This is a genomic window from Methylobacterium sp. WSM2598 (assembly GCF_000379105.1).
Taxonomy (GTDB): domain Bacteria; phylum Pseudomonadota; class Alphaproteobacteria; order Rhizobiales; family Beijerinckiaceae; genus Methylobacterium.
Genome location: NZ_KB900609.1, coordinates 5,438,763 through 5,464,116, shown reverse-complemented (window position 1 = coordinate 5,464,116; position 25,354 = coordinate 5,438,763). Strand labels below are relative to the sequence as shown.

The 25,354-nt window shown below is 72.6% G+C and carries 24 protein-coding genes, 1 tRNA gene and 1 pseudogene; 8 read left to right on the top strand and 18 right to left on the bottom strand.

Annotated features, from left to right (window positions below):
- Positions 1 to 38 precede the first annotated feature (38 nt).
- The 9 genes and pseudogenes from MET2598_RS0125735 to MET2598_RS43075 form a co-directional block, all read right to left on the bottom strand.
- Positions 39 to 2,126: a methyl-accepting chemotaxis protein gene (locus tag MET2598_RS0125735; protein ID WP_018262841.1), complete on the bottom strand. Its 2,088-nt coding sequence runs from the start codon at positions 2,124 to 2,126 to the stop codon at positions 39 to 41.
- Between the two features lie 322 nt (positions 2,127 to 2,448).
- Positions 2,449 to 4,080 carry a B12-binding domain-containing radical SAM protein gene (locus tag MET2598_RS0125730; protein ID WP_012330353.1) on the bottom strand — a complete coding sequence of 544 codons (1,632 nt, stop codon included), beginning with the start codon at positions 4,078 to 4,080 and terminating at the stop codon, positions 2,449 to 2,451.
- 223 nt (positions 4,081 to 4,303) lie between these two features.
- Entirely contained in the window at positions 4,304 to 5,011 is a 708-nt protein-coding gene (gene rplA, locus MET2598_RS0125725) for a 50S ribosomal protein L1 (RefSeq protein ID WP_012330354.1), read from the bottom strand.
- Between the two features lie 12 nt (positions 5,012 to 5,023).
- On the bottom strand, positions 5,024 to 5,473 hold the full coding sequence (gene rplK / locus MET2598_RS0125720; RefSeq protein ID WP_012330355.1) for a 50S ribosomal protein L11: 450 nt from the start codon (positions 5,471 to 5,473) through the stop codon (positions 5,024 to 5,026).
- Positions 5,474 to 5,689: 216 nt separating this feature from the next.
- Positions 5,690 to 6,223 (bottom strand): transcription termination/antitermination protein NusG, encoded by a 534-nt coding sequence (nusG, locus tag MET2598_RS0125715; protein ID WP_012330356.1) that lies wholly within the window; start codon positions 6,221 to 6,223, stop codon positions 5,690 to 5,692.
- Positions 6,224 to 6,256: 33 nt separating this feature from the next.
- Entirely contained in the window at positions 6,257 to 6,562 is a 306-nt protein-coding gene (secE, locus tag MET2598_RS0125710) for a preprotein translocase subunit SecE (protein ID WP_012330357.1), read from the bottom strand.
- Between the two features lie 213 nt (positions 6,563 to 6,775).
- Positions 6,776 to 6,852, bottom strand: a tRNA-Trp gene (locus MET2598_RS0125705).
- A 145-nt stretch (positions 6,853 to 6,997) separates the two neighbouring features.
- Positions 6,998 to 7,831 (bottom strand): annotated as a pseudogene (locus MET2598_RS43080) (methyl-accepting chemotaxis protein); the annotation flags it as partial.
- A 50-nt stretch (positions 7,832 to 7,881) separates the two neighbouring features.
- Complete coding sequence (locus MET2598_RS43075; protein ID WP_036270533.1) at positions 7,882 to 8,172, bottom strand: hypothetical protein; 291 nt, start codon at positions 8,170 to 8,172, stop codon at positions 7,882 to 7,884.
- A 663-nt stretch (positions 8,173 to 8,835) separates the two neighbouring features.
- On the opposite strand from MET2598_RS43075, the gene MET2598_RS0125695 reads away from it, so the two are divergent.
- Entirely contained in the window at positions 8,836 to 10,518 is a 1,683-nt protein-coding gene (locus MET2598_RS0125695) for a methyl-accepting chemotaxis protein (protein ID WP_026190946.1), read from the top strand.
- 119 nt (positions 10,519 to 10,637) lie between these two features.
- Here MET2598_RS0125695 and tuf read toward each other — a convergent pair whose 3' ends face one another.
- Positions 10,638 to 11,828, bottom strand: coding sequence for an elongation factor Tu (tuf, locus tag MET2598_RS0125690; RefSeq protein ID WP_012330344.1), 1,191 nt, complete (start codon positions 11,826 to 11,828; stop codon positions 10,638 to 10,640).
- Positions 11,829 to 12,037: 209 nt separating this feature from the next.
- On the opposite strand from tuf, the gene MET2598_RS0125685 reads away from it, so the two are divergent.
- Genes MET2598_RS0125685 through MET2598_RS0125675 form a run of 3 tightly spaced genes read left to right on the top strand, consistent with a single transcriptional unit; the run spans position 12,038 to position 13,283 of the window.
- Positions 12,038 to 12,322, top strand: coding sequence for an acylphosphatase (locus tag MET2598_RS0125685; protein WP_018262837.1), 285 nt, complete (start codon positions 12,038 to 12,040; stop codon positions 12,320 to 12,322).
- Between the two features lie 12 nt (positions 12,323 to 12,334).
- Positions 12,335 to 13,030, top strand: coding sequence for a DUF599 domain-containing protein (locus tag MET2598_RS0125680; RefSeq protein WP_018262836.1), 696 nt, complete (start codon positions 12,335 to 12,337; stop codon positions 13,028 to 13,030).
- The gene (locus tag MET2598_RS0125675) at positions 13,014 to 13,283 is read left to right on the top strand and encodes a DUF3253 domain-containing protein (RefSeq protein WP_012330361.1); all 270 of its coding nucleotides are present in this window, start codon (positions 13,014 to 13,016) and stop codon (positions 13,281 to 13,283) included. The genes MET2598_RS0125680 and MET2598_RS0125675 overlap by 17 nt, the downstream gene beginning before the upstream one ends.
- 62 nt (positions 13,284 to 13,345) lie before the next feature.
- Here the strand turns inward: MET2598_RS0125675 and MET2598_RS0125670 are convergent, their stop codons facing one another.
- The 4 genes from MET2598_RS0125670 to epmA all read right to left on the bottom strand — a co-directional run bounded on the left by MET2598_RS0125670 (position 13,346) and on the right by epmA (position 16,882).
- Positions 13,346 to 14,050: a ribonuclease activity regulator RraA gene (locus tag MET2598_RS0125670; RefSeq protein WP_012330362.1), complete on the bottom strand. Its 705-nt coding sequence runs from the start codon at positions 14,048 to 14,050 to the stop codon at positions 13,346 to 13,348.
- Between the two features lie 95 nt (positions 14,051 to 14,145).
- Positions 14,146 to 14,787, bottom strand: coding sequence for a glutathione S-transferase family protein (locus tag MET2598_RS0125665; RefSeq protein ID WP_018262835.1), 642 nt, complete (start codon positions 14,785 to 14,787; stop codon positions 14,146 to 14,148).
- A complete protein-coding gene (locus MET2598_RS0125660; protein WP_018262834.1) occupies positions 14,763 to 15,833 on the bottom strand; it encodes a lysine-2,3-aminomutase-like protein in 1,071 nt (356 codons plus the stop codon). The genes MET2598_RS0125665 and MET2598_RS0125660 overlap by 25 nt, the downstream gene beginning before the upstream one ends.
- Complete coding sequence (gene epmA / locus MET2598_RS0125655) at positions 15,830 to 16,882, bottom strand: EF-P lysine aminoacylase EpmA (RefSeq protein WP_018262833.1); 1,053 nt, start codon at positions 16,880 to 16,882, stop codon at positions 15,830 to 15,832. Before epmA ends, MET2598_RS0125660 begins: the two co-directional genes overlap by 4 nt.
- A 131-nt stretch (positions 16,883 to 17,013) precedes the next feature.
- On the opposite strand from epmA, the gene efp reads away from it, so the two are divergent.
- A complete protein-coding gene (efp, locus tag MET2598_RS0125650; RefSeq protein ID WP_012330366.1) occupies positions 17,014 to 17,580 on the top strand; it encodes an elongation factor P in 567 nt (188 codons plus the stop codon).
- A gap of 10 nt (positions 17,581 to 17,590) precedes the next feature.
- On the opposite strand, the gene MET2598_RS0125645 is transcribed toward efp, so the two are convergent.
- Positions 17,591 to 18,601 carry a heparan-alpha-glucosaminide N-acetyltransferase domain-containing protein gene (locus MET2598_RS0125645; RefSeq protein WP_018262832.1) on the bottom strand — a complete coding sequence of 337 codons (1,011 nt, stop codon included), beginning with the start codon at positions 18,599 to 18,601 and terminating at the stop codon, positions 17,591 to 17,593.
- A gap of 315 nt (positions 18,602 to 18,916) precedes the next feature.
- Here MET2598_RS0125645 and MET2598_RS0125640 point away from each other — a divergent pair, with 315 nt between their 5' ends.
- From MET2598_RS0125640 to MET2598_RS0125630, 3 genes are all read left to right on the top strand, one after another.
- Positions 18,917 to 19,531 (top strand): cold-shock protein, encoded by a 615-nt coding sequence (locus tag MET2598_RS0125640; RefSeq protein WP_012330368.1) that lies wholly within the window; start codon positions 18,917 to 18,919, stop codon positions 19,529 to 19,531.
- 10 nt (positions 19,532 to 19,541) lie between these two features.
- Positions 19,542 to 20,018, top strand: a complete 477-nt coding sequence (locus MET2598_RS0125635) for a DUF192 domain-containing protein (protein WP_018262831.1) — start codon at positions 19,542 to 19,544, stop codon at positions 20,016 to 20,018.
- A 568-nt stretch (positions 20,019 to 20,586) separates the two neighbouring features.
- Positions 20,587 to 22,182, top strand: a complete 1,596-nt coding sequence (locus tag MET2598_RS0125630; protein ID WP_018262830.1) for a methyl-accepting chemotaxis protein — start codon at positions 20,587 to 20,589, stop codon at positions 22,180 to 22,182.
- A gap of 14 nt (positions 22,183 to 22,196) precedes the next feature.
- On the opposite strand, the gene MET2598_RS0125625 is transcribed toward MET2598_RS0125630, so the two are convergent.
- From MET2598_RS0125625 to MET2598_RS0125615, 3 genes are all read right to left on the bottom strand, one after another.
- Positions 22,197 to 22,613, bottom strand: a complete 417-nt coding sequence (locus MET2598_RS0125625) for a gamma-glutamylcyclotransferase family protein (protein WP_018262829.1) — start codon at positions 22,611 to 22,613, stop codon at positions 22,197 to 22,199.
- A gap of 13 nt (positions 22,614 to 22,626) precedes the next feature.
- On the bottom strand, positions 22,627 to 24,642 hold the full coding sequence (locus tag MET2598_RS0125620) for an acetyl-CoA carboxylase biotin carboxylase subunit (RefSeq protein ID WP_018262828.1): 2,016 nt from the start codon (positions 24,640 to 24,642) through the stop codon (positions 22,627 to 22,629).
- Positions 24,643 to 24,795: 153 nt separating this feature from the next.
- Positions 24,796 to 25,236: a hypothetical protein gene (locus MET2598_RS0125615; RefSeq protein WP_018262827.1), complete on the bottom strand. Its 441-nt coding sequence runs from the start codon at positions 25,234 to 25,236 to the stop codon at positions 24,796 to 24,798.
- Positions 25,237 to 25,354 lie beyond the last annotated feature (118 nt).

Here is a 25,354-nt window from a genome sequence, read left to right as displayed (position 1 = left end):
GCGCGGCGGCCGGCGCGCCCGGCGGCCGCCGCGGGCCGTCAGGCGGCCCGGACAGTCTCGAGGAAGCGCCGCACCTCGGCGGCGAGGTGGTCCGATTCCTCCGACAGGGCCGACGCCGCCGCCAGCACGTGGTTGGCTGCCGCCCCGGTCTCCTCCGCCGCCCCCGCCACGCTGGCGATGTTCCCCGTGACCTCGCCGGTCCCGGTCGCCGCCTGCGTGATGTTGCGGACGATCTCCTGGGTCGCCGCGCCCTGCTCCTCCACCGCCGCCGCGATGCTCGTCGCCACGTCGCTGATCTCCCGGATCCGCGAGCCGATGCCCCCGATCGCCCCCACCGCCTGCCGCGTCGAGGCCTGGATCCGGCCCACCTGCGCGGAGATCTCCTCCGTCGCCTTGGCGGTCTGGTTGGCGAGCTCCTTGACCTCGGCGGCGACCACCGCGAATCCCCGGCCCGCCTCGCCGGCCCGGGCCGCCTCGATCGTGGCGTTGAGGGCCAGCAGGTTGGTCTGGCCCGCGATCGTCGTGATCAGCGAGACCGCCTCGCCGATCTTGGCCGCCGCCCCGGCGAGGTCCTCCACCACGCCGGCCGTCGTCCCGGCCTCCGCCACCGCCGTTCGGGCGAGCTGGGTCGAGCCGGCGACCTGCCGGCCGATCTCCTGCACCGAGGCCCCGAGTTCCTCGGCGGCGGCCGCCACCGTCCCCACGTTCGAGGCGGCCTGCTCGGCGGCGGCGGCCACCGAGGCGGATTGCACCGCGGTCTGCGAGGCGGTGGCGGTCATGGTCCGGGCGGTCGCCTGCAGCTCGGAGGCCGAGCGCGACACGGCGCGCACGATGCCGCTCACGGCGCGCTCGAAACCCTCCGCCATCTCGTGGGTGGCGGCGCGGCGCTGCGCCTCGGCCCCGGCCCGCGCCAGGGCGGCCTCCTCCTCCAGGACGCGGCTGCGCAGCAGGTTGTCCTTGAACACCTGCACGGCGGCCGCGAGGGCGCCGATCTCGTCGCGGCGGCCGCCGCCCGGCACCGCCACCGCCGTGTCGCCCTGCGCGAGGCGCTCGGCCGCGACGGTCATGGCCGAGAGGGGGCGGATGATGCCGCGGGCGATGAAGGCGATGCCGCACGCCGCCAGGAGGACGCTGAGGACGAGCAGCCCGGCAAAGACGGCGAGGTTTTGGGTGGCGCTCCGCGCCGCCCGCGCGGCCGCCTCGTCGAGTTCCACCACGAAGGCGGTCGGCACGGCCCCGATGGTGTTGAGGGCGGGCGTCGAGCCCTTGCGCCACTCCGCCACGCTCGGGCGCGGCAGGTCGGGCGAGGCCAGCACCTCCTGGATCCTGCGCAGCGTGTCCTGGTAGGCTCCCTTGTAGTAGCCCGCGTCGGCGTCGGCGATCGCCGCGCGGAGCGCCGGCGCCATCCCGGTCCGGGTGCCGATCTCGCGGGCGGCCGCGAAGGCGAAATCCGAGACGCGGAACAGGGCGTTGATGCTCTGCTGCTCGGTGGGCGTCATCGGGCGCTTCTGCGTGAGCAGTTCGTTGATCTGGACGTTCGCGCTGCCGGCGAGGCTGCGCGCCGCCCAGGACATCGTGCGGCCCAGGATGAGGTCGGAGAGGGTGGGATCCTCGGCGCGGATCTCCGCCTCGACCGCCACCAGCAGCGCCTCGCCCGCCGCGACGAAGCGGTCGCGGCCGGCCATCACCCGCCCGATGATCTCCTTGTCGCGCTCCGCCAGGGGTCTGGCCAGCGCCGCGTCGCTCTCCTGGCGCAGGCGCCGCCACTCCGCCATGACCGCGCGCACCGCCTCCGCGGCGGCGCGGATCGCGGGATGCTCCACCTCTTCGAGCCGGGCCAGGGCCGGCGGCAGGGCGGCCTCCAGCGCCGCCCTCCGCTCCGCGGCCTCGCTGCGCAGGCTCGCCGCCTGGTCCACCTCGATGCGCAGGGCGGCGCTGAGGGCCCCGCCCTCGAACCGCATCGCGCTCAAGGTGTCCAGGAGGGCGCGATCGACGCTGGCGAGACGCGACACCTCCTCGGCCAAGCTCCAGCGCCGCCAGGATTCGTGCAGGCTGCGGCCGCAGAGCGCGATCACGATGATCACGAAGAGGGCGAGAATGGCATTCAGCCGATGCTTGATCTGCATGATCGACTCTGTCTCGAGGGCAGGGCGCCGCGAGCAGCACTTTCGATGCCCGTGCGTGGGCAAATTCTGCTCCCGGGAAACCTGTTCTGAAACAGTTGACGCAAGGTTAAATAAGTCTCCGGGCGAATTCGGAATCGATCCCGGGCCGCGGCCGCGCCGAATTTTCCGAGACTCGGGGATCCGCAACCGGCGCTGACGCTGGCGAAGGGCGGGAGCGGAGTGCGGCGGCGCGGCGCGAAGACTGGCGCGACGCGCCGCGGGTGCGGCGACGTCGTGCGATCAACGCGAGCGCGCGGCCCGACGCAGCGCGGGGGCGCATTCCTCAGGCGGGCTTGCGCTCGGAGCGGGTGCGGCGCCACCAGCCGACCGCGCCCTCCTTCGACCTCTCCACCGGGCGGGTGGCGTAGAAGGAGGCGTTCTGCTTGCCCTCCAGCGCCTCGCGGGTGAAGCGGATCAGGTGGTGGGCGACGAAGCCCATGTTGAACACCGCCTCGACCTGGCCGCGCCGGAGGGCGTAGCCGGCCGCCCGCCAGAAGGCGCGGCGGTAATCCGACAGCAGCCCCACCCGCACCGCGATGTTGAAGCCCATCACCAGGGCGCGCCGGAGATTGTCCCGGGTCAGGCGGTTCCGCGCCGGGATGGGGACGCGGTTGACGTAGGTCACGTCGATCTGGTGGCGGAAGCGGTCGAACAGCCGCTCGGGCGCGTAGGCGTGGGCGATGGCACGCCGCCAGCTCGCCACCACCTCGTCGTGCGGGCGCAGGAAGCGCACGTTGGATTCGAGGCGCGGGTCGTCCACCAGGCGCCCCTCCTTCGCGAGGCGGTCCCAGAGCGGCGTGCGCGGCAGCGCCTGGAGCAGGTTCATGGTCAGGACCGGCACCCCGGACCGGTCGATGAAGGCGACGAGCTTCTCCTCGGACTCGGCGGTCTCGGTGTCGAGGCCGAGGATGATCCCGGAGGTCACCTCCAGGCCGTAGGAATTCAGGGTCGCGATGCCCTCCAGCATCGGCACGGCGGCGTTGTGGGTCTTGTCGATCACCTTGAGCGCGTCGAGTTCGGGCGTCTCGATCCCGACGAACACCGTGACGAAGTTGGCCTCCCGCATCAGCGCGAGGATCTCGGGCTGCTTGGCCATGTTGAGCGTGGCCTCGCAGGCGAATTGGAGCGGGTAGCCCTTCCGCTTCTGCCACGCGACCAGGTGCGGCAGCATCTCCCGCGTGGCCTTGCGGTTGCCGATGAAGTTGTCGTCGACGAAGTAGACCACGGCCGGGTGGCCGGGCTGGGCCACGATCGCGTCGAGTTCCGCGAGGAGCTGCTCGGGGGTCTTCAGCCGCGGCTGGCGGCCGTAGAGGGCCGGTATGTCGCAGAACTCGCAGCGGTAGGGGCAGCCCGAGGAGAATTGCAGCGAGCCGATCAGGTAGCGGCGGAGCGGCACCTGCGCGTAGGCCGGGGCCGGGAAATCGGACAGGCCGAGGCGCTCCCCGGTCTCCAGGCGCAGCTGCGCGGGCGGCCGGGCGACGTCGGCGTCGAGCCGGCGGATGAGCTCGTCGGTGGCGTCGCCGATCTCGCCGATGTGGAGGTAGTCGAAGTCCGGATACTGCTCGGGCGCGCCCGAGACCGAGGGCCCGCCCAGCACCGCGACCCGGCCGGCCGCGTGGGCGCGCTCGCCGATGTCGCGGATCTGCGGCGCCTGGACGTGCATCCCCGAGACGAAGACCGCGTCCGCCCAGGCGAAATCCTCGGGCGCGGCCGGAGCGATGTTCTCGTCGACGAAGCGGACCTGCCAAGCCTCCGGCAGGTAGGCGGCGATGAGCAGCAATCCTTGCGGCGGCATGAACGCCTTGACCCCGCCCATGAGCGGGTAGGCGTGCTGGAACGTGCCGAAGGACGGCGTGTAGGCGGGGAAGACGCACAGGATGCGTCGCGTGGAGGAGACCGGGACGGTGCTACGCATACGCCCTATCTAGCACAGCAGGACGCGGCGGCGCCCCCCCGCGCCGCGCGGATTTCGCGCGCTCCGTGCACGCGGCACCTCCTGCGGGCGGGTCCCGCCGCGCGGCCAGGCGCCGCGCCGAGGCACGCGGGGGAGCGGCGCGGATGCGCCGGCCCGCGGCCGCGCCCGAAAAGAAACGCCCGGCCGCGAGGCCGGGCGCTCGGATCTCGCCGGAGCGGAGGGATCAGGCCGATTGCGCGGCGAGCACGCTCGCCGGGTCGACCTTGATGCCCGGGCCCATCGTCGAGGAGACGGCGATGCGCTGGATGTAGGTGCCCTTGGCGCCCGTCGGCTTGGCGCGCGCCACCGCGTCCGCGAAGGCGCGGGCGTTCTCGACGATCTTCTGGTCGTCGAACGACACCTTGCCGATCCCGGCATGCACGATGCCGGCCTTCTCGACGCGGAACTCGACCGCGCCGCCCTTGGCGGCGCCGACCGCGCCCTTCACGTCCATGGTGACGGTGCCGACCTTCGGGTTCGGCATCAGGCCGCGCGGGCCCAGCACCTTACCGAGACGGCCGACGAGCGGCATCATGTCGGGGGTCGCGATGCAGCGGTCGAAGTCGATCGTGCCGCCCTGGATCGTCTCCAGCAGATCCTCGGCGCCCACGATGTCGGCGCCGGCCGCGCGGGCCTCGTCCGCCTTGGCGCCGCGGGCGAAGACCGCCACGCGGACCGTGCGGCCCGACCCGTTCGGCAGGTTGCAGACGCCGCGCACCATCTGGTCGGCGTGGCGCGGATCGACGCCGAGATTCATCGAGATCTCGAAGGTCTCGTCGAACTTGGCCTTCGAGCGGTCCTTGATCATCTTCACCGCGTCGGTGAGGGAGTAGACCTTGGTCGGGTCGATGCCCTCGCGCGCGGCGCGGATGCGCTTGCCTTCACGTGCCATGCGTCCCTCCCCTTAGCCGGTGATCTCGAGACCCATGGCCCGGGCGGAGCCGCGGATCATGGCGACGGCGGAATCGACCGAATCGCAGTTCAGGTCGGGCATCTTCTTCTCGGCGATCTCGCGGATCTGCGCCTCGGAGATCCGGCCGGCGGGCGCGCCCTTGCCGGGGGTCTTCGAGCCGGAGGCCGGCTTCTTGCCGATCTTCATGCCGGCCGCCTTCTTGAGGAAGAACGAGACCGGCGGCTGCTTCATCTCGAAGGTGAAGGAGCGGTCCTGATACGCGGTGATGATCACCGGGATCGGGGTGCCCTTCTCGATCTGCGCGGTCTTCGCGTTGAAGGCCTTGCAGAATTCCATGATGTTGAGGCCGCGCTGACCGAGCGCGGGGCCGATCGGCGGGGACGGATTGGCGGCGCCGGCCGGCACCTGAAGCTTCACGTAGCCCGTGATCTTCTTCGCCATGGGACTGCTCCCGTTCTGTGCCTCGCGCCCTCAGGGGCTCGACGAGGCGGTTGCAGGTCGCGGTGCGGCCCGGATGCCCCGGCGGCGAACCGGGCGGGCCTCCCGCGGGTGAGGCGAGGGGCGAGCGGCGCGTGGCGAAGGGTCCTCGTGCCGGCGGACACATGCCGCCGGCGCGACGCCCCAATCGCTCTTGCCCGTTCGCCCTTCGCGGAACGGTCAGACCTTCTCGACCTGACCGTATTCGAGCTCGACCGGGGTCGCCCGGCCGAAGATGGAGACCGCCACCTTGAGGCGGGAGCGGCTCTCGTCGACTTCCTCGACGACGCCGTTGAAGGAGGCGAAGGGGCCGTCCGCCACGCGCACCGACTCGCCGACCTCGAAGGAGATCGAGGCCTTGGGGCGCTCGGTGCCCTCCTGGACCTGTCCCTTGATGCGCTCGGCCTCGGCGTCGGGGATCGGCACCGGCTTCGACTTGTCGGCCCCGAGGAAACCCGTGACCTTCGGGGTGTTCTTGATGAGGTGGTAGACCTCGTCGGTCAGGTCGCACTTCACCAGCACGTAGCCCGGAAAGAACTTGCGCTCGGCGTCGACCTTGCGGCCGCGGCGCACCTCCACGACCTTCTCGGTCGGCACCATCACCTCATCGAATTTGTCGAGCAGGCCGCGCTGGGCAGCCTGGTCCTTGATCGACTGCGCGACCTTGTTCTCGAAATTCGAATAGGCGTGGACGATGTACCAACGCTTGGACACGGCGTCTCTCTCCTCGGGCCCCGTTCTCGGGCCTCAGGCTCCAATGCCCAGGACCAGGGTGACGAGGTAGCGCAGCACCTGATCGACGACGACGAAGAACAGGCTCGCCAGCACCACCATGACGAAGACCATCAGGGTGGTGATCAGGGTCTCCTTGCGGGTCGGCCAGGTGACCTTCCGGCCCTCGTCGCGGACCTGCTGCAGGAACTCGAAGGGCCCGACGCGCTTGGGCGCCGGCCGCACCGGAGGCGGCGTCGGCCCGGCGCCGCGGGGCACGGGCGTGCCGCGGGTCGCATTGCGCCCGAGGTCCACTTTCTTGGTCGCTTCGTTCGATGCCATGATCCGACAGCCGTCGCCGCTCGAAACCAACAGGGGCGCGGGGCCTGGACAAACCCCCAAGCCCGCGCCGCCCGTCTGTTCGATCTGGGATGGGCGATGCCTCTAGCGCAGTTGCGCGGGCTTGTCGATGGGCCTGTGGGCCGCGACGTCACGCCACGAGCTTGGCCGCAAAGGTGATCCGGCCGCCAAGGTGATGTCGTCCGGAGCGGCCCCTGGCAGGAGTGGAGGGACTCGAACCCCCAACCCCCGGTTTTGGAGACCGGTGCTCTGACCAGTTGAGCTACACTCCTGCAGCGCCGCGGCGCGCCCGCTCCATGCCGCAACAAGGCGCCGGATGCAAGGGAAATGTCCCCCGTGATCCGGCCACGGGGCGCGCCGCCGGGCGGCGCGCGGGCTTGGCATCCGCTGTCCGGACGTGATCGTCCCGACAGCGGATCAGGCCGCGCGCACGGTCTCGACGAAGCGCGCCACCTCCGCATTCAGCCGCTCGGATTGCCGCGACAGGTCGGAGGACGAGGCCAGCACCTGGGCGGCCACCCGGCCGGCCCCCTCGGCCGTGCTCGCCACCCCGGAGATGTTGCGCGTCACCTCGCCGGTGCCGGCGGCCGCCTGGGTCACGTTGCGCACGATCTCCTGGGTCGCCGCCTCCTGCTGCTCCACCGCGGCGGCGATCGCCGCGGCGACGTCGCTGATCTCGCGGATCTGCGCCGTGATGGCGCCGATGGCCGAGACCGCCTGGCCGGTCACGCCCTGGACCTCCGCGATCTGGGACGAGATCTCGTCGGTGGCCCGGGCGGTCTGGTTGGCGAGTTCCTTGACCTCGGCGGCGACCACCGCGAAGCCGCGCCCGGCCTCGCCGGCCCGGGCGGCCTCGATCGTGGCGTTGAGGGCGAGAAGGTTGGTCTGGCCCGCGATGGTTGAGATCAGGCCGACCACGTCGCCGATCCGGGACGCGGCCTGGCTCAGGGCGCCGACGAGCCCGGCGGTCTCGTCCGCCCGCCGCACCGCCGTGCGGGCGAGCCCGGCCGAGCCCTGTACCTGCCGGCCGATCTCCCGCACCGAGGCGCCGAGCTCCTCGGCCGCGGCCGCCACGGTATTGACGTTCGAGGCCGCCTGCTCGGCCGCCGCCGCCACGGCGGCGGCCTGGCTCGCCGTCTCGGCCGCGCTCGACGTCATCCCGCGCGCGGTGTCCTGGAGTGCGCCGGCCGAGGAGGACACGACGCCGACCACGCCGCCGACCGCCCGCTCGAAGCCGTCGGCCATCTCCGCCAGCATGCGCTGGCGCGCGGTCTCCTTCGGGCCGACGTACCAGCCCCCCCTCATGACGCCGTTCGGGTGCAGGTCGCGGCTGTCGTACTCGACGAGGGGCTGGAGCGCGATCGGCCCTCCGCGTTGCGGGTCCAGTAGGGCAGCGCGCGGCCGCTCTGGTCGGATCCGGCGTCGCGCCGGCCGGCGAAGCGCGCGTCGCTGCCGTCGAGCGCGTCGGGCTCCCAGGCGCTGTAGGTTCCGTTGAATTCGGGATTGCGCTTCAGGGTGCTGAGCAGGATCTCGCTCAGCTGGCCGCGCCGCACCTCCGGGTGCGACGCGCTCGCCTTCCCGGACGCGATCACCTCCAGGGCCCCCGCGCAGGGCCCCCGCGCCGTTGCGCGCGGCCGCGAAGGCGAAATCGACCTTGGTCTGGATCACGGCCGCCTGATTGCCGGCCACCGCCCGCAGGTTCTCCTTGGCCTTGGCGTCGAGGATGCGCTCGACCGCGTCGGTGGCGAAGGCGCCGTTGCCCAGCGACGAGGAGGCGCCGAGCCCGAGGAGGAGGCCGGACACGACGATCACGCAGGCCCCCGAGACGGCGACCATCCTGAACGTGATCGACTGAAACACGCCGATTCTGCCGACCGCAGTGGTTTGCCGAGTATCCATTCCAAGCTCCCGAAGGGATCGCCGCGCGTCCGGTGCGTGACGACGGCTCCTGTCCAGGACAGGACACGATACAGGGCGAGTGCCGCAAGGTGATCTCCCAGGTCAGAGATGGCCTTCCATCATCTCTCAACGAGGCCTGGACGACGCGGCGGGCTGAATGACGTTACGTCCCAGCGCTGGGCGCCAGCATAGTCGCGCGCCCGGACAGCCGCGGGATCGCCGCCTCCACGGCCGCCGTCGAAGAATTCCTTATTGGATCGTCTTTGGTTCACAATTTTTTAACTCTATCTGACGCAGTGATATGATCGCGCCGGGGAATCTCCCTACCTGAATACATGGCCATTCCGAGGATTATCATGCTGAATCAGATCTCGATTCGAATAAAGATGATCATTTGTGCGTCAACCATGCTTCTCCTGACGATCGCGACGGCCTGGCTCGCCAACCATCAGATGAGCGTGCTGAATGAGGCGGCGTCGGATCTCCGCCTCAACGTTCTCCAGGCGACCCAGGCGCTCGGCCAGGTCCAGGCGCAGGCCTTGCGCGTGCGCATCAACGGAAGCCGCCTGCTCTCCGCGAGGACGCCGGAGCAGCAGCGCGACGCGGCCACATCGATGCAGCAGCGCTACCGGGAACTCGCCGCGGCGGAGGAGAAGTTCCGCCGCCTCGCCCTGGCCGAGGCGGCGAGCCTCTTCGACACCTACACCCGGCAATGGAAGGCCTATCTCGACCTTCAGGCGGAAGCCGTGGCGACCCTCGAACGGGGCGACGCGGCCGCGGCGATGGAACTCTACAATGGCCGGATGTCCGACGCGATCCGGGCCGTCATCGCGACTCTGGTGAAGCTCGTCGAACTCAACACCGCCTCCGCGGCGGCCAGCGGCGACGCCATGACCAGCACCTTCGACAACGCCCAGATCCAGCTCATGGGCTTCATCATGGTGGCTGCCCTGATGGCGGCGGGCGCGGCCGCGATGATGATCCTCGCGGTCAGCCGCCCCCTCGGCCGGATGACGGCGACGATGCATCGGCTCGCCGCCGGCGACACCGCGACGGAGATCGCGGGCCTCGACCGCCGGGACGAGATCGGCGAGATGAGCCGCGCCGTCCAGGTGTTCAGGGACGGCATGATCCGGGCCGCCGAACTGGAGGCCCAGACCGCCCGGGCCCGGGCCGAGGCCGAGGACCAGCGCCGCGCGGGCATGCGCGAGATGGCCGCCGGCTTCGAGGCGGTGGTGGGAGGCATCGTCGCCTCCGTGACCACGGCCGCGGCGGAGCTGCAGGCCACCGCCCGGACCATGAGCGTGACCGCGGGCGAGACCGCGAGCCAGTCGACGAGCGCCGCCGCCGCGGCCGAGGAAGCGTCCTCGAACGTCCGCACCGTGGCGGCCGCGGCCGAGGAGCTCGGCAGTTCGGTGCAGGAGATCGGCCGGCAGGTCGACGGCGCGGCCGAACTCGCCCAGGCGGCGGCCGCCGAGGCCGACCAGACGGCGACGATGGTGCAGGACCTGAGCCGGGCCGCTTCGCAGATCGGCGACGTGGTGAGCCTGATCTCGACCATCGCGGGCCAGACCAACCTGCTGGCCCTCAACGCCACGATCGAGGCCGCCCGGGCCGGCGAGGCGGGCCGGGGATTCGCGGTGGTCGCCGCCGAGGTCAAGGAGCTCGCCAACCAGACCGCCAGGGCCACGGAGGGGATCTCCGGGCAGATCGGCGCGATCCAGACCTCGACCAATCAGGCAGTCGGCGCCATCGGCGGGATCGTGCGACGGATCCAGGAAATCCGCACCGTGGCGATGGGGATCGCCGCCTCGGTCGAGGAGCAGGGCGCGACCACCCAGGAGATCGCCCGCAACGTGGCCGAGGCGGCGAGCGGCACCGGGGAGGTCACCTCGCATGTCGGCAGCGTCGCGCGGGCGGCGGAGCGGACGGGTGCCGCGGCCGGCCAGGTGCTCGACGCGGCGTCGAGCCTGTCCCGGCAGTCGCAGCAGCTCGACGCCGAGGTGGCGCGGTTCCTCGCCTCGGTGCGCGCCGCCTGAGCGGCGCGGTGCGCGCCGCCTGAGCGGCGGGACGCGGATGCGCGAACGGGGCGGGCGCGTGGCGCCCGCCCCGTTCGCGGCCGGGGGCCCGGACGGCGTCCGGGCCGATCGGGGAGTGCCTACTCGGAGATGGAGGCGACGACGCCGGCGCCGACGGTGCGGCCGCCCTCGCGGATGGCGAAGCGCAGCTTCTCCTCCATCGCCACCGGCACGATCAGCGTCACGTCCATCGTCACGTTGTCGCCCGGCATCACCATCTCGGTGCCCTCGGGAAGCTGAACCACCCCGGTCACGTCCGTCGTCCGGAAGTAGAATTGCGGACGGTAGTTCGTGAAGAACGGCGTGTGCCGCCCGCCCTCCTCCTTCGTCAGGATGTACGCCTCCGCCTTGAACTTCGTGTGCGGCTTCACCGAGCCCGGCTTGCACACCACCTGACCGCGCTCGACGTCCTCCCGCTTGGTCCCGCGAAGCAGCACGCCGACGTTGTCCCCGGCCTGACCCTGGTCCAGCAGCTTGCGGAACATCTCCACGCCCGTCACCGTCGTCTTGGTGGTCGGACGGATCCCCACGATCTCGACCTCCTCGCCCACCTTGATGATCCCGCGCTCGACACGGCCCGTCACCACCGTGCCGCGCCCCGAGATCGAGAACACGTCCTCGATCGGCATCAGGAACGGCAGGTCGATCGGACGCTCCGGCTGCGGGATGTACTCGTCCACCGTCTTCATCAGCTCGAGGATCGCGTCGTGACCGATCTTCGGCTCCCGGTTCTCCAGCGCGCACAGCGCCGAGCCCTTGGTGATCGGGATGTCGTCGCCCGGGAAGTCGTACTTCGACAGAAGCTCCCGCACCTCAAGCTCCACAAGGTCGAGAAGCTCCGGGTCGTCGACCATGTCGACCTTGTTCATGAACACCACCAGCGCCGGAACGCCGACCTGCCGCGCCAGCAGGATGTGCTCGCGCGTCTGCGGCATCGGGCCGTCCGCCGCCGACACCACCAGGATCGCGCCGTCCATCTGCGCCGCCCCGGTGATCATGTTCTTCACGTAGTCCGCGTGACCGGGGCAGTCCACGTGCGCGTAGTGACGGTTCGGCGTCTCGTACTCCACGTGCGCCGTCGAGATCGTGATCCCCCGCGCCTTCTCCTCCGGCGCCTTGTCGATCTGGTCGTAGGCCGTGAACGTCGCCCCGCCCGCCTCCGCAAGCACCTTCGTGATCGCCGCCGTCAGGGACGTCTTGCCGTGGTCAACGTGCCCGATCGTCCCGATGTTGCAGTGCGGCTTCGTCCGCGAAAACTTTTCCTTCGCCATATCCCTCACCTGCGGCAAGCCCGCCCACGACGTCACGAGCCGGGCGGAAGGCGCGGCCCGCTTAGAGGGTTAGCGGCGCCGGATCAAGCCCGGCGCTGCGGCGCCGGATCAAGCCCGGCGCTCCAGCCCGCCCCCGCGCCAGGGAGGGCGCGCGTTCCCAGCCGACCGGCCGCGTGCTACCTCGGCGCGTGGGAGAGGCGGGCCGGGCGATGGCGGGCGGGGACAGAACGGTGCGGGCGGCGATCCGAGGCCGCGTTCAGGGCGTCGGCTTCCGGGCCTGGACCCGGGACGAGGCGACGCGCCTCGGCCTCAGCGGCCACGTCCGCAACTGCCCGGACGGGAGCGTGGAGGCCCTGCTCTCCGGTCCGGCCGAGGCGGTCGAGCGGATGGTCGCGGCGCTGCGCCGGGGCCCGGCCGGGGCCCGCGTCTCCGAGGTGGCGGTGGAGGCCTCGCCGGAGACGGCGCCCTCGGGCTTCGCGATCCGGCACGGCTGAGGCCGGCGCCGCGTGGGCGACTTCTCCCTCCTCGATCTCGCCGCGGTGGTGACCTTCGCGGCCGCCTGGATCGGCTACGGCGTCGCGGTGGAGCGGCTCTCGCGGGGGCGCAACAGCCTCAACCGGATGATGAACCTCTACCGCCACGCCTGGACCGAGCAGCTCGAACTGCGCGAGAACCGGGTGGTCGACACCACCATCAACGCCTCGCTGCAGAACGGCACCGCCTTCTTCGCCTCGACCTCGCTGATCGCGCTCGGCAGCGTCCTCACCCTGACGCGCTCGGCCGACGACGTGCTGACCCTGTTCTCGACCCTGCCCTTCGGCATGCAGACCACCCGGACCACCTGGGAGATCAAGGTGGCGGGGCTGGCGGTGATCTTCGTCTACGCCTTCTTCAAGTTCGCCTGGGCCTACCGGCTGTTCAACTACGGGGCCATACTGATCGGCGCGGTGCCGCCGCGGGGCGGCGACCCGGACGCGATCCGTCACGCCGCCAAGCGGGCCGCCACCATGAACGTGGTGGCGGGGGCGCATTTCAACCGCGGCCAGCGGGCCTGGTTCTTCGCGCTGGCCTATCTCGGCTGGTTCGTCAGCCCCTACATCCTGTTCGCCACGACCGCCGCCGTGGTTTACGTGATGTGGAAGCGCCAATTCGCCTCCGAGGCGTGCCGCGCCCTGCAGGAGCCCGATGACACCGCACCCTGACGAGGCCGCCATCGCCGAGACGCTGCTGCGCCTCGTCGCGGAGCGCGGGCCGGACAAGACCATCTGCCCCTCGGAGGTCGCCCGGGCGCTGGGCGGCCCGCACCCGGACGGCTGGTCCCCCCTGATGCAGCCGGTCCGCCGTCAGGCGGTGCGGCTCATGAAGGAGGGCCGGATCGCGATCCTGCGCAAGGGACGCGTGGTTCCCGATCCGGACGCGTTTCGCGGGGTCTACCGCCTCTCCCTGCCGCGCTGACCGCGCGGAGGCGAGTGCGCGGAGGCGAGTGCTTGGCGGAGACGGCTACTTGGCGGAGACGGCTACTTGGCGGCGGTCTCGGCCTCGTAGCGCGCCCGCGTCTCGGCGTTGGGCGGGTAGAGGCCCGGCAGGGGCAGGCCCTTCTCGACCTCGCGCATGATCCAGAGTTCGAGCCGCTCCTGCTCGACGGCCGCCAGGGCGACCTCCTGGGCGATGGCGGCCGGGATCACCACGGCGCCGTCCCCGTCCGCCACGATCACGTCGTCGGGGAAGACCGCGACGCCGCCGCAGCCGATCGGCTGGTTCCAGCCGACGAAGGTGAGGCCCGCCACCGAGGCCGGGGCGGCGACGCCCGCGCACCAGACCGGCAGCCCGGTCCCGGCGACGCCCTCGCCGTCGCGCATCACCCCGTCCGTGACCAGGGCGGCGACGCCGCGCTTGTGCATCCGCGCCGCCAGGATGTCGCCGAAGATGCCGGCCTCGGTCACGCCCATGGCGTCCACGACCGCGATGCAGCCCTCCGGCATCGCCTCGATGGCGCCGCGGGTCGAGGTCGGGCTCGACCAGGATTCGGGGGTCGCGAGGTCCTCGCGGGCGGGGACGAAGCGCAGGGTGAAGGCCGGGCCGACGATGCGGGCATTCGCCGCGAAGCGCGGCTGCGGCCCCTTCATCCAGCAGCGGCGCAGGCCCTTCTTCAGCATCACCGTGGTCAGGGTCGCGGTGGTGACGGCCTGCAGCGCGTCGATGAGGGTCTTGTCGAGGGGCATGGCGTCGGTCCCGGTGGGAGAAACAGGCTGGGGCGAGGGGCTTAGCGGATGGGCGGGCGCCGCAGAAGGCCCGCCGCCGCCGGCCGGGCGGCCGCTCAGGTGATCGGAACGGTCAGCACCTTCGCGGCGGCCGGCCGGGCCGCGATCCGCGCATACCAGGCCTGCAGGTTCGGCCGGGGCTCGCGCGGGACGGCGAGGTGCAGCCAGCGATGGGCCGCGCAGCCGAGCGCGATGTCGGCCGCCGTGAAGGCGTCCCCGACCGCGAAGGGCCGGCCCGCGAGATGCGCGTCGAGGATCGCCGCGGCCGCCTCGCCCGCCGCCACCGAGCGGGCGATCAGGTCCGGGTCGCGCCCTTCGGCGGGCAGGCGGACCGTCTGCCAGAAGGCGTCGCGCATGGCGGGCGTGAAGGTGGTGGCCTGCCAGTCGAGCCACTGGTGGACGTGGCCGCGCGCCCGCTCCTCCTCCGGCATCAGGGCGACGCCGCCCCGCGCCGCCGCCGCGGGGCCGTGCGCCTCGGCGAGGTAGCGCAGGATCGCGTTCGATTCCCAGAGCACGTAGCCGTCCTCCTCGAGGACGGGAACGAGGCCGTTCGGGTTCAGGGCGAGGTAGTCGGGGTCGCGGACGCGCCCGAAGGCCCCGCCCGCCTCCACCCGCTCGCAGGCGAGGCCGAGCTCCTCGAGCGCCCAGACCGCCTTCTGCACGTTCACCGAACTCAGCCGTCCCCAGAGTCTGCGCATCGCTCGTCTCCCTCGGGCGGATAGGCGTGGGCGCGCCCCTCCGGATCGGTCACGGTGAAGCCGCCCGGCCGCGGCTCCAGGTAGGCGGGCCCCACCGGCACCTTGCCGTGCCCGCCCGGGATGTCGAGCACGTAGGTCGGCTGGCAGAGGCCGGAGACGCGCCCGCGCAGGCCGCGCATCAGCGCCTGCCCCGCGGGCAGGCTCGTGCGGAAGTGGCCCGTGCCCGGCGCGAGGTCGCCGTGGTGGAGGTAGTAGGGCTTGACCCGGTTCTCCACGAAGGCCCGCATCAGCGCGGCCAGCGTCTCGGGATCGTCGTTGACGCCGCGCAGCAGCACCGATTGCGACACGAGCGGGATGCCCGCATCGACGAGCCGCGCGATCGCGGCGCGCGCGGCCGGCGTGAACTCGCCCGGATGGTTGGCGTGCAGCGCCACGAAGACCGCCCGGCCGAAGCGCTTGAGGGCCGCCACCAGGGCGGCGTCGACGCGCTCCGGCTCCACCGCCGGCACCCGCGTGTGCAGGCGCAGCACCCGGACGTGGTCGGTCGCGGCGAGGGCCGCGCCGATCCGCTCCAGGCGGCGGGGGCTGAGCAGGAACGGGTCGCCCCCGGTGACCACCACCTCCCAGATCTCCGGCCGGGCCGCCACGTAGGCGAGGGCCGCGTCGAGCTGCGCCTCGCTCAGCGCCCCCATCCCGTCGGGCCCGACCACCTCGCGCCGGAAGCAGAAGCGGCAATAGACCGGGCAGACGTGCAAGGGCTTCAGCAGCACCCGGTCCGGGTAGCGGTGCACGATGCCCGGGAGCGGCGCGTGGGCCGCGTCGCCGATCGGGTCCGCCCGCTCGCCGGGCGCCGCGTCGAGCTCCTCGGCCCGGGGCAGGAACTGGCGGCCGATCCCGTCCTCGGGCGTCTCGATCAGGTCCGCCATCGCGGGCGTCACCGCGACCGCGTAGCGGGAGGCGACCCGCTCCAGGGCGGGGAGCGCGGCCCGCGGCACCAGCCCGGCCTCGACCAGGGAGGCGGGGTCGCGCAGGGTGCGACGGCTCACCGGCCGGGCTCCGCCACGGGGGTCCAGATCACCTCCTCGATGCGGCGCGCGCCGGTCGCGAGCATCACCAGCCGGTCGAAGCCGAGCGCGATGCCGCTCGCCTCCGGCATCCGCGCCAGGGCGGCGAGGAAGTCCTCGTCCACCGGGTAGCGCTCGCCGTAGATGCGCTCCTTCTCGTCCATCTCGGCGGCGAAGCGGCGGCGCTGCTCGTCCGCGTCGGTGAGTTCGCCGAAGCCGTTGGCGAGTTCGACCCCGCAGGCATAGAGCTCGAAGCGCTCGGCGACCCGCGGATCGGCCGGGCTCGGGCGGGCCAGCGCCGCCTCGGGGATCGGGTAGTCGCACAGGATCGTCGCCCTCCCGAGCCCGAGGTGCGGCTCGACCCGCTCGACGAGGACGCGGCTGAACAGGTCGGCCCAGGTGTCGTCGGGTGCGGTGCGGATGCCGGAAGCGGTCACGGCGGCGCGCAGCCCCTCCCGGTCGGTGGCGCCGTCCGGCGCCACGGTGGCGAGGAGGTCGATCCCGGCATGGCGCGCGAAGGCCTCCGCGACCGTCAGGCGCTCGGGCTGCGCGAAGGGGTCGGCCTCCCGGTCGCGGTAGCGCAGCCGCTCCGCCCCGGCCGCCTCGGCCGCCCGGGCGAGGAGCGCCGCGCAGTCGCGCATCAGCGCCTCGCAGCCGTCCCCCGCCCGGTACCACTCGACGAGGGTGAATTCCGGATGGTGCAGCGGGCCGCGCTCCCGGTTCCGGTAGACCGGCGCGAAGACGACGAGCCGCCGCTCCCCGGCCGCCAGCAGCTTCTTGCAGGCGAATTCCGGCGAGGTGTGGAGGTAGAGGGGCTGGCCGCGGCCGTCCGGCCCGATCGCCCGGGTGGCGAAGGCGCTGAGATGGGTCTCGTTGCCCGGAGAGACCTGCAGGGCGGCGGTCTCGACCTCGACGAAGCCGCGCTCCGCGAACCACGCGCGCAGGGCGGCCTTGATCCGGTTGCGGGCCAGCAGGCGGGGCCGGCGGTCGGCGTGGACGTGGGGGGCCCACCAGGGCGAGGCGGAGGTCATCGGGTCGGAACCGGTCGCGACTGGCGGTCGCGCGTCAGATGCGATAGGGCGGGCGCTCGGGCTCCCGCTTTCGCCAGCGGCTTGCGGGACGCCGACCGTCTCTGTCAACGCTCGCTGTTAGGACCCGACCCGTGAAGGTGATCGCCAGCTCGCTTCGCAAAGGCAACGTCGTCGAGAAGGACGGCCGCCTCTACGTGATCCTCTCCGCCGAGAACATCCATCCCGGCAAGGGCACCCCGGTCACGCAGCTCGACATGCGCCGCATCACCGACGGCGTGAAGGTCTCGGAGCGCTACCGCACCACCGAGCAGGTGGAGCGGGCCTTCGTGGAGGACCGGGAGCACACCTTCCTGTACAAGGACGGCGAGGGCTCCCACTTCATGAACCCGGAATCCTACGAGCAGGTGGCGGTCCCCGACGACGTCATCGGCGATCAGGCCGCCTACCTGCAGGAGGGCATGGCGGTGATGCTCTCGCTGCACAACGGCGTGCCGCTCGCCATCGAGCTGCCCCAGCGCGTGACCCTCGAGATCGTCGAGACCGAGCCGGTCACCAAGGGCCAGACCGCCTCCTCGTCCTACAAGCCCGCCGTGCTCTCGAACGGCGTGCGCACCCTGGTGCCGCCCCACATCACCACGGGGACCCGCGTCGTCATCATGACCGCGGACGGTTCCTACGTGGAGCGCGCCAAGGACTGACCCGCCGGGGTCACTCGGCAGCCCCGTCGTAGCAGGATTGCGACAGGGCCACGGCCCGGGCCTGCTGCGCGGGGGACAGGGCGCCCTGCCCGGCGGCCTGCCACAGACCGTCCTCGCGCAGCCGTCCGAGCAGGCAGCGTGCCGCGGCCCGGCAGCGCGCGGGGCTGCCGCCCGCCACCGCGCAGGTCTGCGCGTAGTCGCGCCGGAAGCCCGCCTCGCCGGCCCGCGGATGCGGCCCGGTCAGAGCCGCCACGCCCGACAGGAGGGCGAGCAGCAGCGGCTGGTGCAGGAGGTAGATCCCGAGGCTGCGCCGCCCCGCCCCGGCGAGCAGCCGCGCCCCCCGCGAGGCCGGTCGCCACGCCCCGAGGCGCGACGCGGCGAGGCGGGGCCGGGCGATCCGCCCGAGGGCGACGCCCGCGAGCACGCAGCCGAACCAGGGGATCATCGGCACGTAGTCGTTGGTGGCCGGCACCTCGGGGGCGAGGCCGAGGACGAGGAGCAGCGGCGCGGGAAGGGCCCACGGCGCGGCGAGCGCCGGGGCGTCGAGGAGCGCCGGCGCGGCCAGGATCGCCGCCGACGCGGCCGCGACGAGCCACGGCGGCAGGCGCAGGGCCGGCAGGGCGAGCAGGCTCGACAGGGCGATGCAGTGCAGGACCCCGAAGAAGATCCAGCTCTCCGGGAACAGGATCCGGGTGGCGAGCGAGATCCCCGCGGCGGCCGCCCCGATGCGCGCGAGCCGCCCCAGGAAGGGGCCGGGCCGGAAGACCTTGCCCTGGGCGAGGACGAGGCTCACGCCGGCGAGGACCAGGAAGCTCCCGGCGATCGCGTGCGCCGCCGCGCGGCCCGGCGGCGTCAGCGCGAGGTTCTCGGGCGTCAGCCGCAGGAAGCCGAGGTCCCAGGTGGCGTGGTAGAGCGCCATCGCGGCGAGCGCCGCCCCGCGCGCCGCGTCGATCACGGCGAGGCGGCCCGCCGCCGGGGCGGCCAGAAGGCGGCGAAGGGCCGCGACGGGGAAGCGGGGCAAGGGGGCCTCGGCTGCGTTCGGCGCGGCGCTCCTAGACGAGCCGCGGGCCGCGGTCGACCCCTGCGACATGCGGGCCGTCGCCTGCGACACGAGCGCGCGGTTCCGCCGCGGGGCCCGCGCGGCGCGCGGGGGCGATGGCCAGCCGGGCCGCGTTCTGCCCGCCCGCCATGCAGGGCCGGCGCGGATGGCGCCCGATTCGGCCCGTTTCGCCCGGCGGCGGGCTGGATTAGGCGATGATTCGGGCTTCCCCGGAGTCATGACTTTGTTAAGCTCCCGGGTGAATCGCCGCGCGCGATTCGGTGTGGGTTGCTTACGATGTCGGACGAAGTCGGTTCAGGCCCGCTCGGCCCAAGGCCGGGGAGCACGTTCGAGGCCAGCGCCAAGCGCGCCGCGGACGGCGAAGCGGACGCGCCGCTGGACCTCGTCGAGATCAGCGGCCGCATCAAGTGGTTCGACGTCGCCAAGGGCTTCGGCTTCATCGTGCCGGACAGCGGCGCGCCCGACGTTCTGCTTCACGTGACCTGCCTGCGGCGGGACGGGCACCAGAGCGCCAGCGAGGGCGCGCGCATCGTCGTGGAGGCGGTGCAGCGGGCGCGCGGCTGGCAGGCCTTCCGGGTGGTCTCCCTCGACCAGTCGACCGCCACGCACCCGGCCGAGCTGCCGATGCCGCGCACCCACGTGACCGTGGTGCCGACGAGCGGGCTCGAGACGGCGGTCGTGAAGTGGTTCAACCGCCTGCGCGGTTTCGGCTTCCTCAGCCGCGGCGAGGGCACGCCGGACATCTTCGTCCACATGGAGACCCTGCGCCGCTACGGCATCGCCGAATTGAAGCCCGGCGAGCGGGTGATGGTGCGCTACGGCGACGGCTCGAAGGGTCTGATGGCCGCCGAGGTGCGCCTCGCCGATGGCAGCCTGCCGGCCTCGCACTAGCTTCCCGCCGATGTCGCTCCGGTTCACGCGGCCCCGCGCCGCCGCGGCGCTCGCCGCCCTCGCCTTCGTGCTCGCCCTCCTGGCCGCGCCCGTGCGGGCGGAGGGTCCGACCGAACCGCTCTCCATCGTCTCGCGCGGCGGGCGCCACGCCTTCCAGGTCGAGGTGATGCGCGACGATGCGGGCCGCGCCCAGGGGTTGATGTTCCGCCGCAGCATGGCGCCGGACCACGGCATGCTGTTCGACTTCGCCCAGGTGGCACCCGTCACCATGTGGATGAAGAACACCTACCTGCCCCTCGACATGCTGTTCATCCGCGCGGACGGGACGGTGTCGCGCATCGCCGCCGACACCGAGCCGCTCTCGACCCGGGTGATCCCGTCGGGAGGGCCGGTCCTGGCCGTGCTCGAACTCAACGCCGGCACCGCCGCCAAGCTCGGGATCCGGGCGGGCGACAAGGTGGAGCACCCGCTCTTCAGGGGGCGGTGAGCGGGCGGGCTCGGCCGCCGGGTCGCGGGGCCGGACCGAGACCCATCACCGGCCGAACCGAGACCCGTCACCGGAGATGGGCGCGAGGCCGCGCTCGGACTGCGCCGGGCCCCGGGCCCGGCGTCGGGACGCCACGCCCGCATCCCGGGCCGAAACCCTCGCCCCACGCGCCTTGCCGCGCGCTCCGGTCCCGCGCGGCGCTGACCTCGGTGCGACGCGTTCAACCGCGGGGCGGTCACAATCGCAGGAAAGATGCGCGCCGCGCGTCGCGGTCCCATCCAGGGTTTCATACCCTCCCGGGGCATGATGCGACGCTGAGGAGCCGGGCCGACCTCGCCGAGGCCAGATCTCGCGACGACGGCCGCGACGCCGGAGACGCGCGACGACTTGCGCCCGGGACGACAGGGCGCTCCTTTGATTACCTCCGCGGGCGATCTGGCGAAAGATTTTCTTCACTCCCATGACCCAGGGTCAGCGCGGCCGGGTGTTGGCTCCCCTCGCCGAGTTCCGTCGGCGCCTCCAATCGTCGAGCCACGCCTCCGCCGCAGCGCGCTTGGGATCAGCAATCATGCAGCTATCGATCGGCAAGAAACTATCGTTGGCAGCCGCCCTCGGGATCACGCTGGTCTCGGGACTCGTGGCGAACCAGTGGGCCAGCGCCCAGCGCATCGCCGCGGCCAATGCCGCGGCGGGGCGCGAGCAGGTCATCCTGGACGGGATCCAGCAGGCGCGCCTGTCGCACGCCCAGATCCGGTCCGCCGCCCAGGACATCATGGCGGCCGAGACGGCCGGCCAGCTGGCGCAAGCGACCGACCAGATCCGCGCATCCCGGAACGCCGGGGTCGCGGCCCTGGACGAGCCGATCCGCATCGCGCTGCTGCCCGACGTGCTGCGCGAGCTCCAGACCAGCCTCGCGAGCTTCGCCGACCTCGCCGCGGCGAGCGCCGCCGCGATCCGCTTCGAGGACGGGTCGCGCCGCCTGGACGCGAACAGGCTCGCGCAGCTCGCTGCCGAGCGGCAGCGGGTCGGCCTCAAGCTTGAGCAGGCCGGCAATGCCTCGGTGACGAACGCCCAGCGCTTCGCCACCGAGGCGCGCCTGAACACGGCCGCCACGGTGGAATCCGCGAACCTGATCGGGCTGGCGGTCGGCGGCACCGTCATCCTGGTCCTCATCGGCTCGGCGGTGTTCTCGGCGCGCTTCGTGGCCCGGCCGGTGCGGGACCTCTCCGCCTGCCTGGGCACCCTCGCGACGGGGGATCTGCAGGTCGCGGTGCCGTTCACCGGGCGCGGCGACGAGCTCGGCGCGATGGCGGCGGCGGTTCAGGTCTTCAAGGAGACGATGCAGCGGGCGCGGGCGCTCGAGGAGGAGACCGCGCTGGCCAGGGCCGGGGCCGAGGAGCAGCGGCGCGCAACGATGCGGACCATGGCCGAGCGCTTCGAGAGCGCGATGAGCGGGATCATCGCGGCCGCGAGCGCCGCGCAGCAGGCGGCCAGCAACGTCGGCACCGTCGCGGCGGCCTCGGAGGAACTCGGCTCCTCCATCGCGGAGATCGGCCGCCAAGTGCAGAGTTCGGCGACCCTGTCGCGCAGCGCCGTCGAGGAATCCCGCCAATCCGCCGCCCTGGTGCAGGAGTTGAGCGCCGCCGCCGCGCGGATCGGCGACGTGGTGGCGATGATCACCACGATCGCCGGCCAGACCAACCTTCTCGCGCTGAACGCGACGATCGAGGCGGCGCGGGCCGGCGAGGCCGGGCGCGGCTTCGCGGTGGTCGCCGCCGAGGTCAAGGAACTCGCCAACCAGACCGCCAAGGCCACCGACGAGATCGGATCGCAGATCGGCCGCATCCAGACCTCGACCGGCGAGGCCGTGGCGGCCATCGACGCGATCTCCTCGCGCATCCGGGAGATCAGCGGCGTCGCCTCCGGGATCGCCGCCGCGGTGGAGCAGCAGGGCGCGGCGACCCAGGAGATCGTGCGCAACGTGACCCAGGCGGCTGCCGGCACCGGCGAGGTCACCGCGAACATCACCGGGGTCGCCCACGCCGCCGAGGCGACGGGCGAGGCGGCGAACCGCGTCCTCGCCTCGGCCTCCACCCTCTCGCAGCAATCCGCGCAGCTGTCCCACGAGGTCGGCCGCTTCCTGGAGACGCTGCGGGCGGCCTGACCCCGCGCCGCGCCTCAGCGGCCGAGCGCGGCGAGGCCGCGGCAGTAGCTCTCCGGCAGCCCCGCCTGCCGGGCCGCGGCGATCACCCCCTCCAGGTAGCCCGGCCGCGGTACGCCGCCCTGGCCGCGCCCGAGATAGATCAGGGCGCGGCGCACCCCCTCCCCGGTCACCACCGGCTGCTGCGCCTTGACGTAGAGGCCGCTCGCCACCCCCTCGTAGCGGTCGAGGGCCGGCACGTCGGAGAGGGCGAGGTCCCAGACGAGCCCCCAGACGGTGGCGCCGGGATCGCGCGTCACCGAGGCGTAGCCCTCGCGCATGATGACGAGGCGGTGGCGGTGGAGGCGCCCGATGCCCCGCGGCGTGGAGGCGGGGCAGCGCCGGGCCGTCGCGGCCCGGTCCATGTTGGAGCCGTACGCGAAGTAGAGCGGCACGGCGGGTCCGGTCTCAGGCGAATTCCAGGATCACGGCATCGACCGCGAGGCTGTCGCCCTCCTTGGCCTGGATGGTCTGCACCGTGGCGTCGCGCTCGGCCCGCAGCACGTTCTCCATCTTCATCGCCTCGACGATGGCGAGCGGCTCGCCCGCCTTCACCTCCTGGCCGGGCGCGACCATGATGCTCTTCACGAGGCCCGGCATCGGGCAGAGCAGCTGCTTGCCCGAGCCGCCGACCTCCTTGACCGGCATCAGGGCGGCGAGTTCGGCCTCGCGGCGGGTGTAGACCCGGGCCTCGGCCGCCGCGCCCGCATGCTGCAGGAAGACGCCGTTGAGGAGCGGGCGCACCTGCACGGCCGCCCGGGCCCCGCCGATCGTCCCGGTCCAGACCGGATCGCCCGGGCGCCAGTCGCTCTCGAGCGGCCAGGTCGTGCCGTCCGCGAAGGCGACCGCCGTCGCCCCGACCGGGGCCGCCGCGGAGGTCTCGACCGTCGCCTCGAAGCGCTGGTCGCCGAGCCAGACCACCCGGTCGCGCTCGAAGCGCAGGTGCCCCGGGTCGCGCATCTGGCCCGAGATGCCGCGCTTGCGCTCGTTGAGCATGTGGTCGATCGCCGCCGCCGCCGCGGCCATGCGCAGGGCCACCTTCCCGGCGGGCCGGGGCGCCTCGAAGCCGCCGGGGAATTCCTCCGCGATGAAGCCGGTCGAGAGGCGGCCCTCCTGCCAGCGCGGATGCTGCATCAGGGCGGAGAGGAACGGGATGTTGTGCCGGATGCCGTCGATCGCGAAGGCGTCGAGGGCCTGGGCCTGCGCGCCGATCGCCTCGGCGCGGGTCGGCGCCCAGCTGACCAGCTTGGCGATCATCGGGTCGTAGTGGATCGCGATCTCGCTCCCCTCCTCGACGCCGGTGTCGTTGCGGATCGTCGCGGCGCCCAGCGCCCCCTCGGCCGGCGGCCGGTAGGTGGTGAGCCGGCCGATCGAGGGCAGGAAGTTGCGGGTCGGGTCCTCGGCGTAGACGCGGCTCTCGACCGCCCAGCCGTTCAGCTTCACGTCCGCCTGGGAGAGCGGCAGCCTCTCGCCGGCCGCGACCCGGATCATCAGCTCGACGAGGTCGAGGCCGGTGATCATCTCGGTCACCGGGTGCTCGACCTGCAGCCGGGTGTTCATCTCCAGGAAGTAGAAGGACTTGTCCTGGCCGGCGACGAACTCGACGGTCCCGGCGGAATCGTAGTTCACCGCCTTGGCGAGGGCGACCGCCTGCTCGCCCATCTTGCGGCGGGTCGCCTCGTCGAGGAGGGGCGAGGGCGCCTCCTCGATGACCTTCTGGTTGCGGCGCTGGATCGAGCACTCGCGCTCGCCCAGGTAGATCACGTTGCCGTGCTTGTCGCCGATGACCTGGATCTCGATGTGACGCGGATCGGTGATGAATTTCTCGACGAAGACGCGGTCGTCGCCGAAGGAGGAGGCCGCCTCCGAGCGGGCGCGGGCGAAGCCCTCCGCTACCTCCTCGGCCGAGTGGGCGATGCGCATGCCCTTGCCGCCGCCGCCCGCCGAGGCCTTGATCATCACCGGGTAGCCGATCTCATCGGCGATCCGGACGGCGTGCGCGGGATCCTCGATCACGCCGAGGAAGCCCGGCACCGTCGAGACCTCGGCGGCGGAGGCCGCCTTCTTGGACTCGATCTTGTCGCCCATCGCGGCGATCGCGCCGGGATTGGGACCGATGAAGACGATCCCGGCCTCGGCCAGGGCCTTCGGAAAGGCCTCGCGCTCGGAGAGGAAGCCGTAGCCCGGATGCACCGCCTGGGCGCCGGTCTGCCGGCAGGCCGCGATGATCTTCTCGATCACCAGGTAGGATTGCGCGGCGGGCGCCGGCCCGATCGCGACGGCCTCGTCGGCCATCGCCACGTGCACGGCGTCGCGGTCGGCGTCGGAATAGACCGCGACCGTCTTGATCCCCATCCGGCGCGCCGTCTTGATGATGCGGCAGGCGATCTCGCCCCGGTTTGCGATCAGGATCTTGTCGAACATCGAAGCGCGCACTCGAGCCGTGGGAAGGATGAGACCGGGGCGTCAACGCCCAAGCTCAATTCCCGTTAAAGCATCGGCGCGCGCCGCGAAAGCAGCGAAAAGGATGGGGCGGCGGCGGCGCGCCCCCTCCCTCCGGCCTAGCCCGGGGCCCGGTCAGGCGGCGAGGGCGGGCCGCGGCGCCGGCTCCTCGGCGAGGGCGCGCAGGCGGTTGGCGCTGAGCGCGAAGGCCACCAGGGCCGGGTCGGCGGAGTGCGCCTCGCGCACCACCTCGACGGCGATGCGGGCGCCGGTCGCGGTCGGGCCCGTGCCGCAGCACAGGGAGGCGCAGAGCCAGCGCGCCGTCTCGGCGTCGACGTAGCCGGTCGGGCGCTCGCCCCAGACCGCGAGGTCGACCACGGCGCCGACCAGGAAGTCGGCGAAGTCGGCATCCGCGCCCGGCACCGCCCGGTCGAGGGCGATCAGCATGTCGGCCTCCTCGCGGCTGCCGAGGCCCTCGGGGAGGATCGTGCGGGCCAGTTCGCGCACGTCGCCCGGCCCGATCTCACCCTTCGCGACCATACGGTTACAGAAATCCTGCAGCGAGAACTTGATCATCTGTCGTGCCTCCCCGGCTTTTTTGGATGCCGGTGCTTGTCCCTGTGTGAGAAGGACTATGCACGCCGGTGATCCGCTCACCGGTTAACGCCTGAATCTGAATCAGCGTTCAGGTTAA

What these genes read in the sequence shown, in the direction of transcription:
- MET2598_RS0125735 (WP_018262841.1), bottom strand. Translation starts at nt 2,126, where the DNA reads ATGCAGATCAAGCATCGGCTGAATGCCATTCTCGCCCTCTTCGTGATC.
- MET2598_RS0125640 (WP_012330368.1), top strand. Translation starts at nt 18,917, where the DNA reads ATGTCGGACGAAGTCGGTTCAGGCCCGCTCGGCCCAAGGCCGGGGAGC.
- rplK (WP_012330355.1), bottom strand. Translation starts at nt 5,473, where the DNA reads ATGGCGAAGAAGATCACGGGCTACGTGAAGCTTCAGGTGCCGGCCGGC.
- MET2598_RS0125615 (WP_018262827.1), bottom strand. Translation starts at nt 25,236, where the DNA reads ATGATCAAGTTCTCGCTGCAGGATTTCTGTAACCGTATGGTCGCGAAG.
- MET2598_RS0125685 (WP_018262837.1), top strand. Translation starts at nt 12,038, where the DNA reads ATGGCGGGCGGGGACAGAACGGTGCGGGCGGCGATCCGAGGCCGCGTT.
- MET2598_RS0125635 (WP_018262831.1), top strand. Translation starts at nt 19,542, where the DNA reads ATGTCGCTCCGGTTCACGCGGCCCCGCGCCGCCGCGGCGCTCGCCGCC.
- secE (WP_012330357.1), bottom strand. Translation starts at nt 6,562, where the DNA reads ATGGCATCGAACGAAGCGACCAAGAAAGTGGACCTCGGGCGCAATGCG.
- MET2598_RS0125665 (WP_018262835.1), bottom strand. Translation starts at nt 14,787, where the DNA reads ATGCGCAGACTCTGGGGACGGCTGAGTTCGGTGAACGTGCAGAAGGCG.
- MET2598_RS0125730 (WP_012330353.1), bottom strand. Translation starts at nt 4,080, where the DNA reads ATGCGTAGCACCGTCCCGGTCTCCTCCACGCGACGCATCCTGTGCGTC.
- epmA (WP_018262833.1), bottom strand. Translation starts at nt 16,882, where the DNA reads ATGACCTCCGCCTCGCCCTGGTGGGCCCCCCACGTCCACGCCGACCGC.
- tuf (WP_012330344.1), bottom strand. Translation starts at nt 11,828, where the DNA reads ATGGCGAAGGAAAAGTTTTCGCGGACGAAGCCGCACTGCAACATCGGG.
- MET2598_RS0125620 (WP_018262828.1), bottom strand. Translation starts at nt 24,642, where the DNA reads ATGTTCGACAAGATCCTGATCGCAAACCGGGGCGAGATCGCCTGCCGC.
- MET2598_RS0125670 (WP_012330362.1), bottom strand. Translation starts at nt 14,050, where the DNA reads ATGCCCCTCGACAAGACCCTCATCGACGCGCTGCAGGCCGTCACCACC.
- MET2598_RS0125675 (WP_012330361.1), top strand. Translation starts at nt 13,014, where the DNA reads ATGACACCGCACCCTGACGAGGCCGCCATCGCCGAGACGCTGCTGCGC.
- MET2598_RS0125695 (WP_026190946.1), top strand. Translation starts at nt 8,836, where the DNA reads ATGCTGAATCAGATCTCGATTCGAATAAAGATGATCATTTGTGCGTCA.
- rplA (WP_012330354.1), bottom strand. Translation starts at nt 5,011, where the DNA reads ATGGCACGTGAAGGCAAGCGCATCCGCGCCGCGCGCGAGGGCATCGAC.
- MET2598_RS0125630 (WP_018262830.1), top strand. Translation starts at nt 20,587, where the DNA reads ATGCAGCTATCGATCGGCAAGAAACTATCGTTGGCAGCCGCCCTCGGG.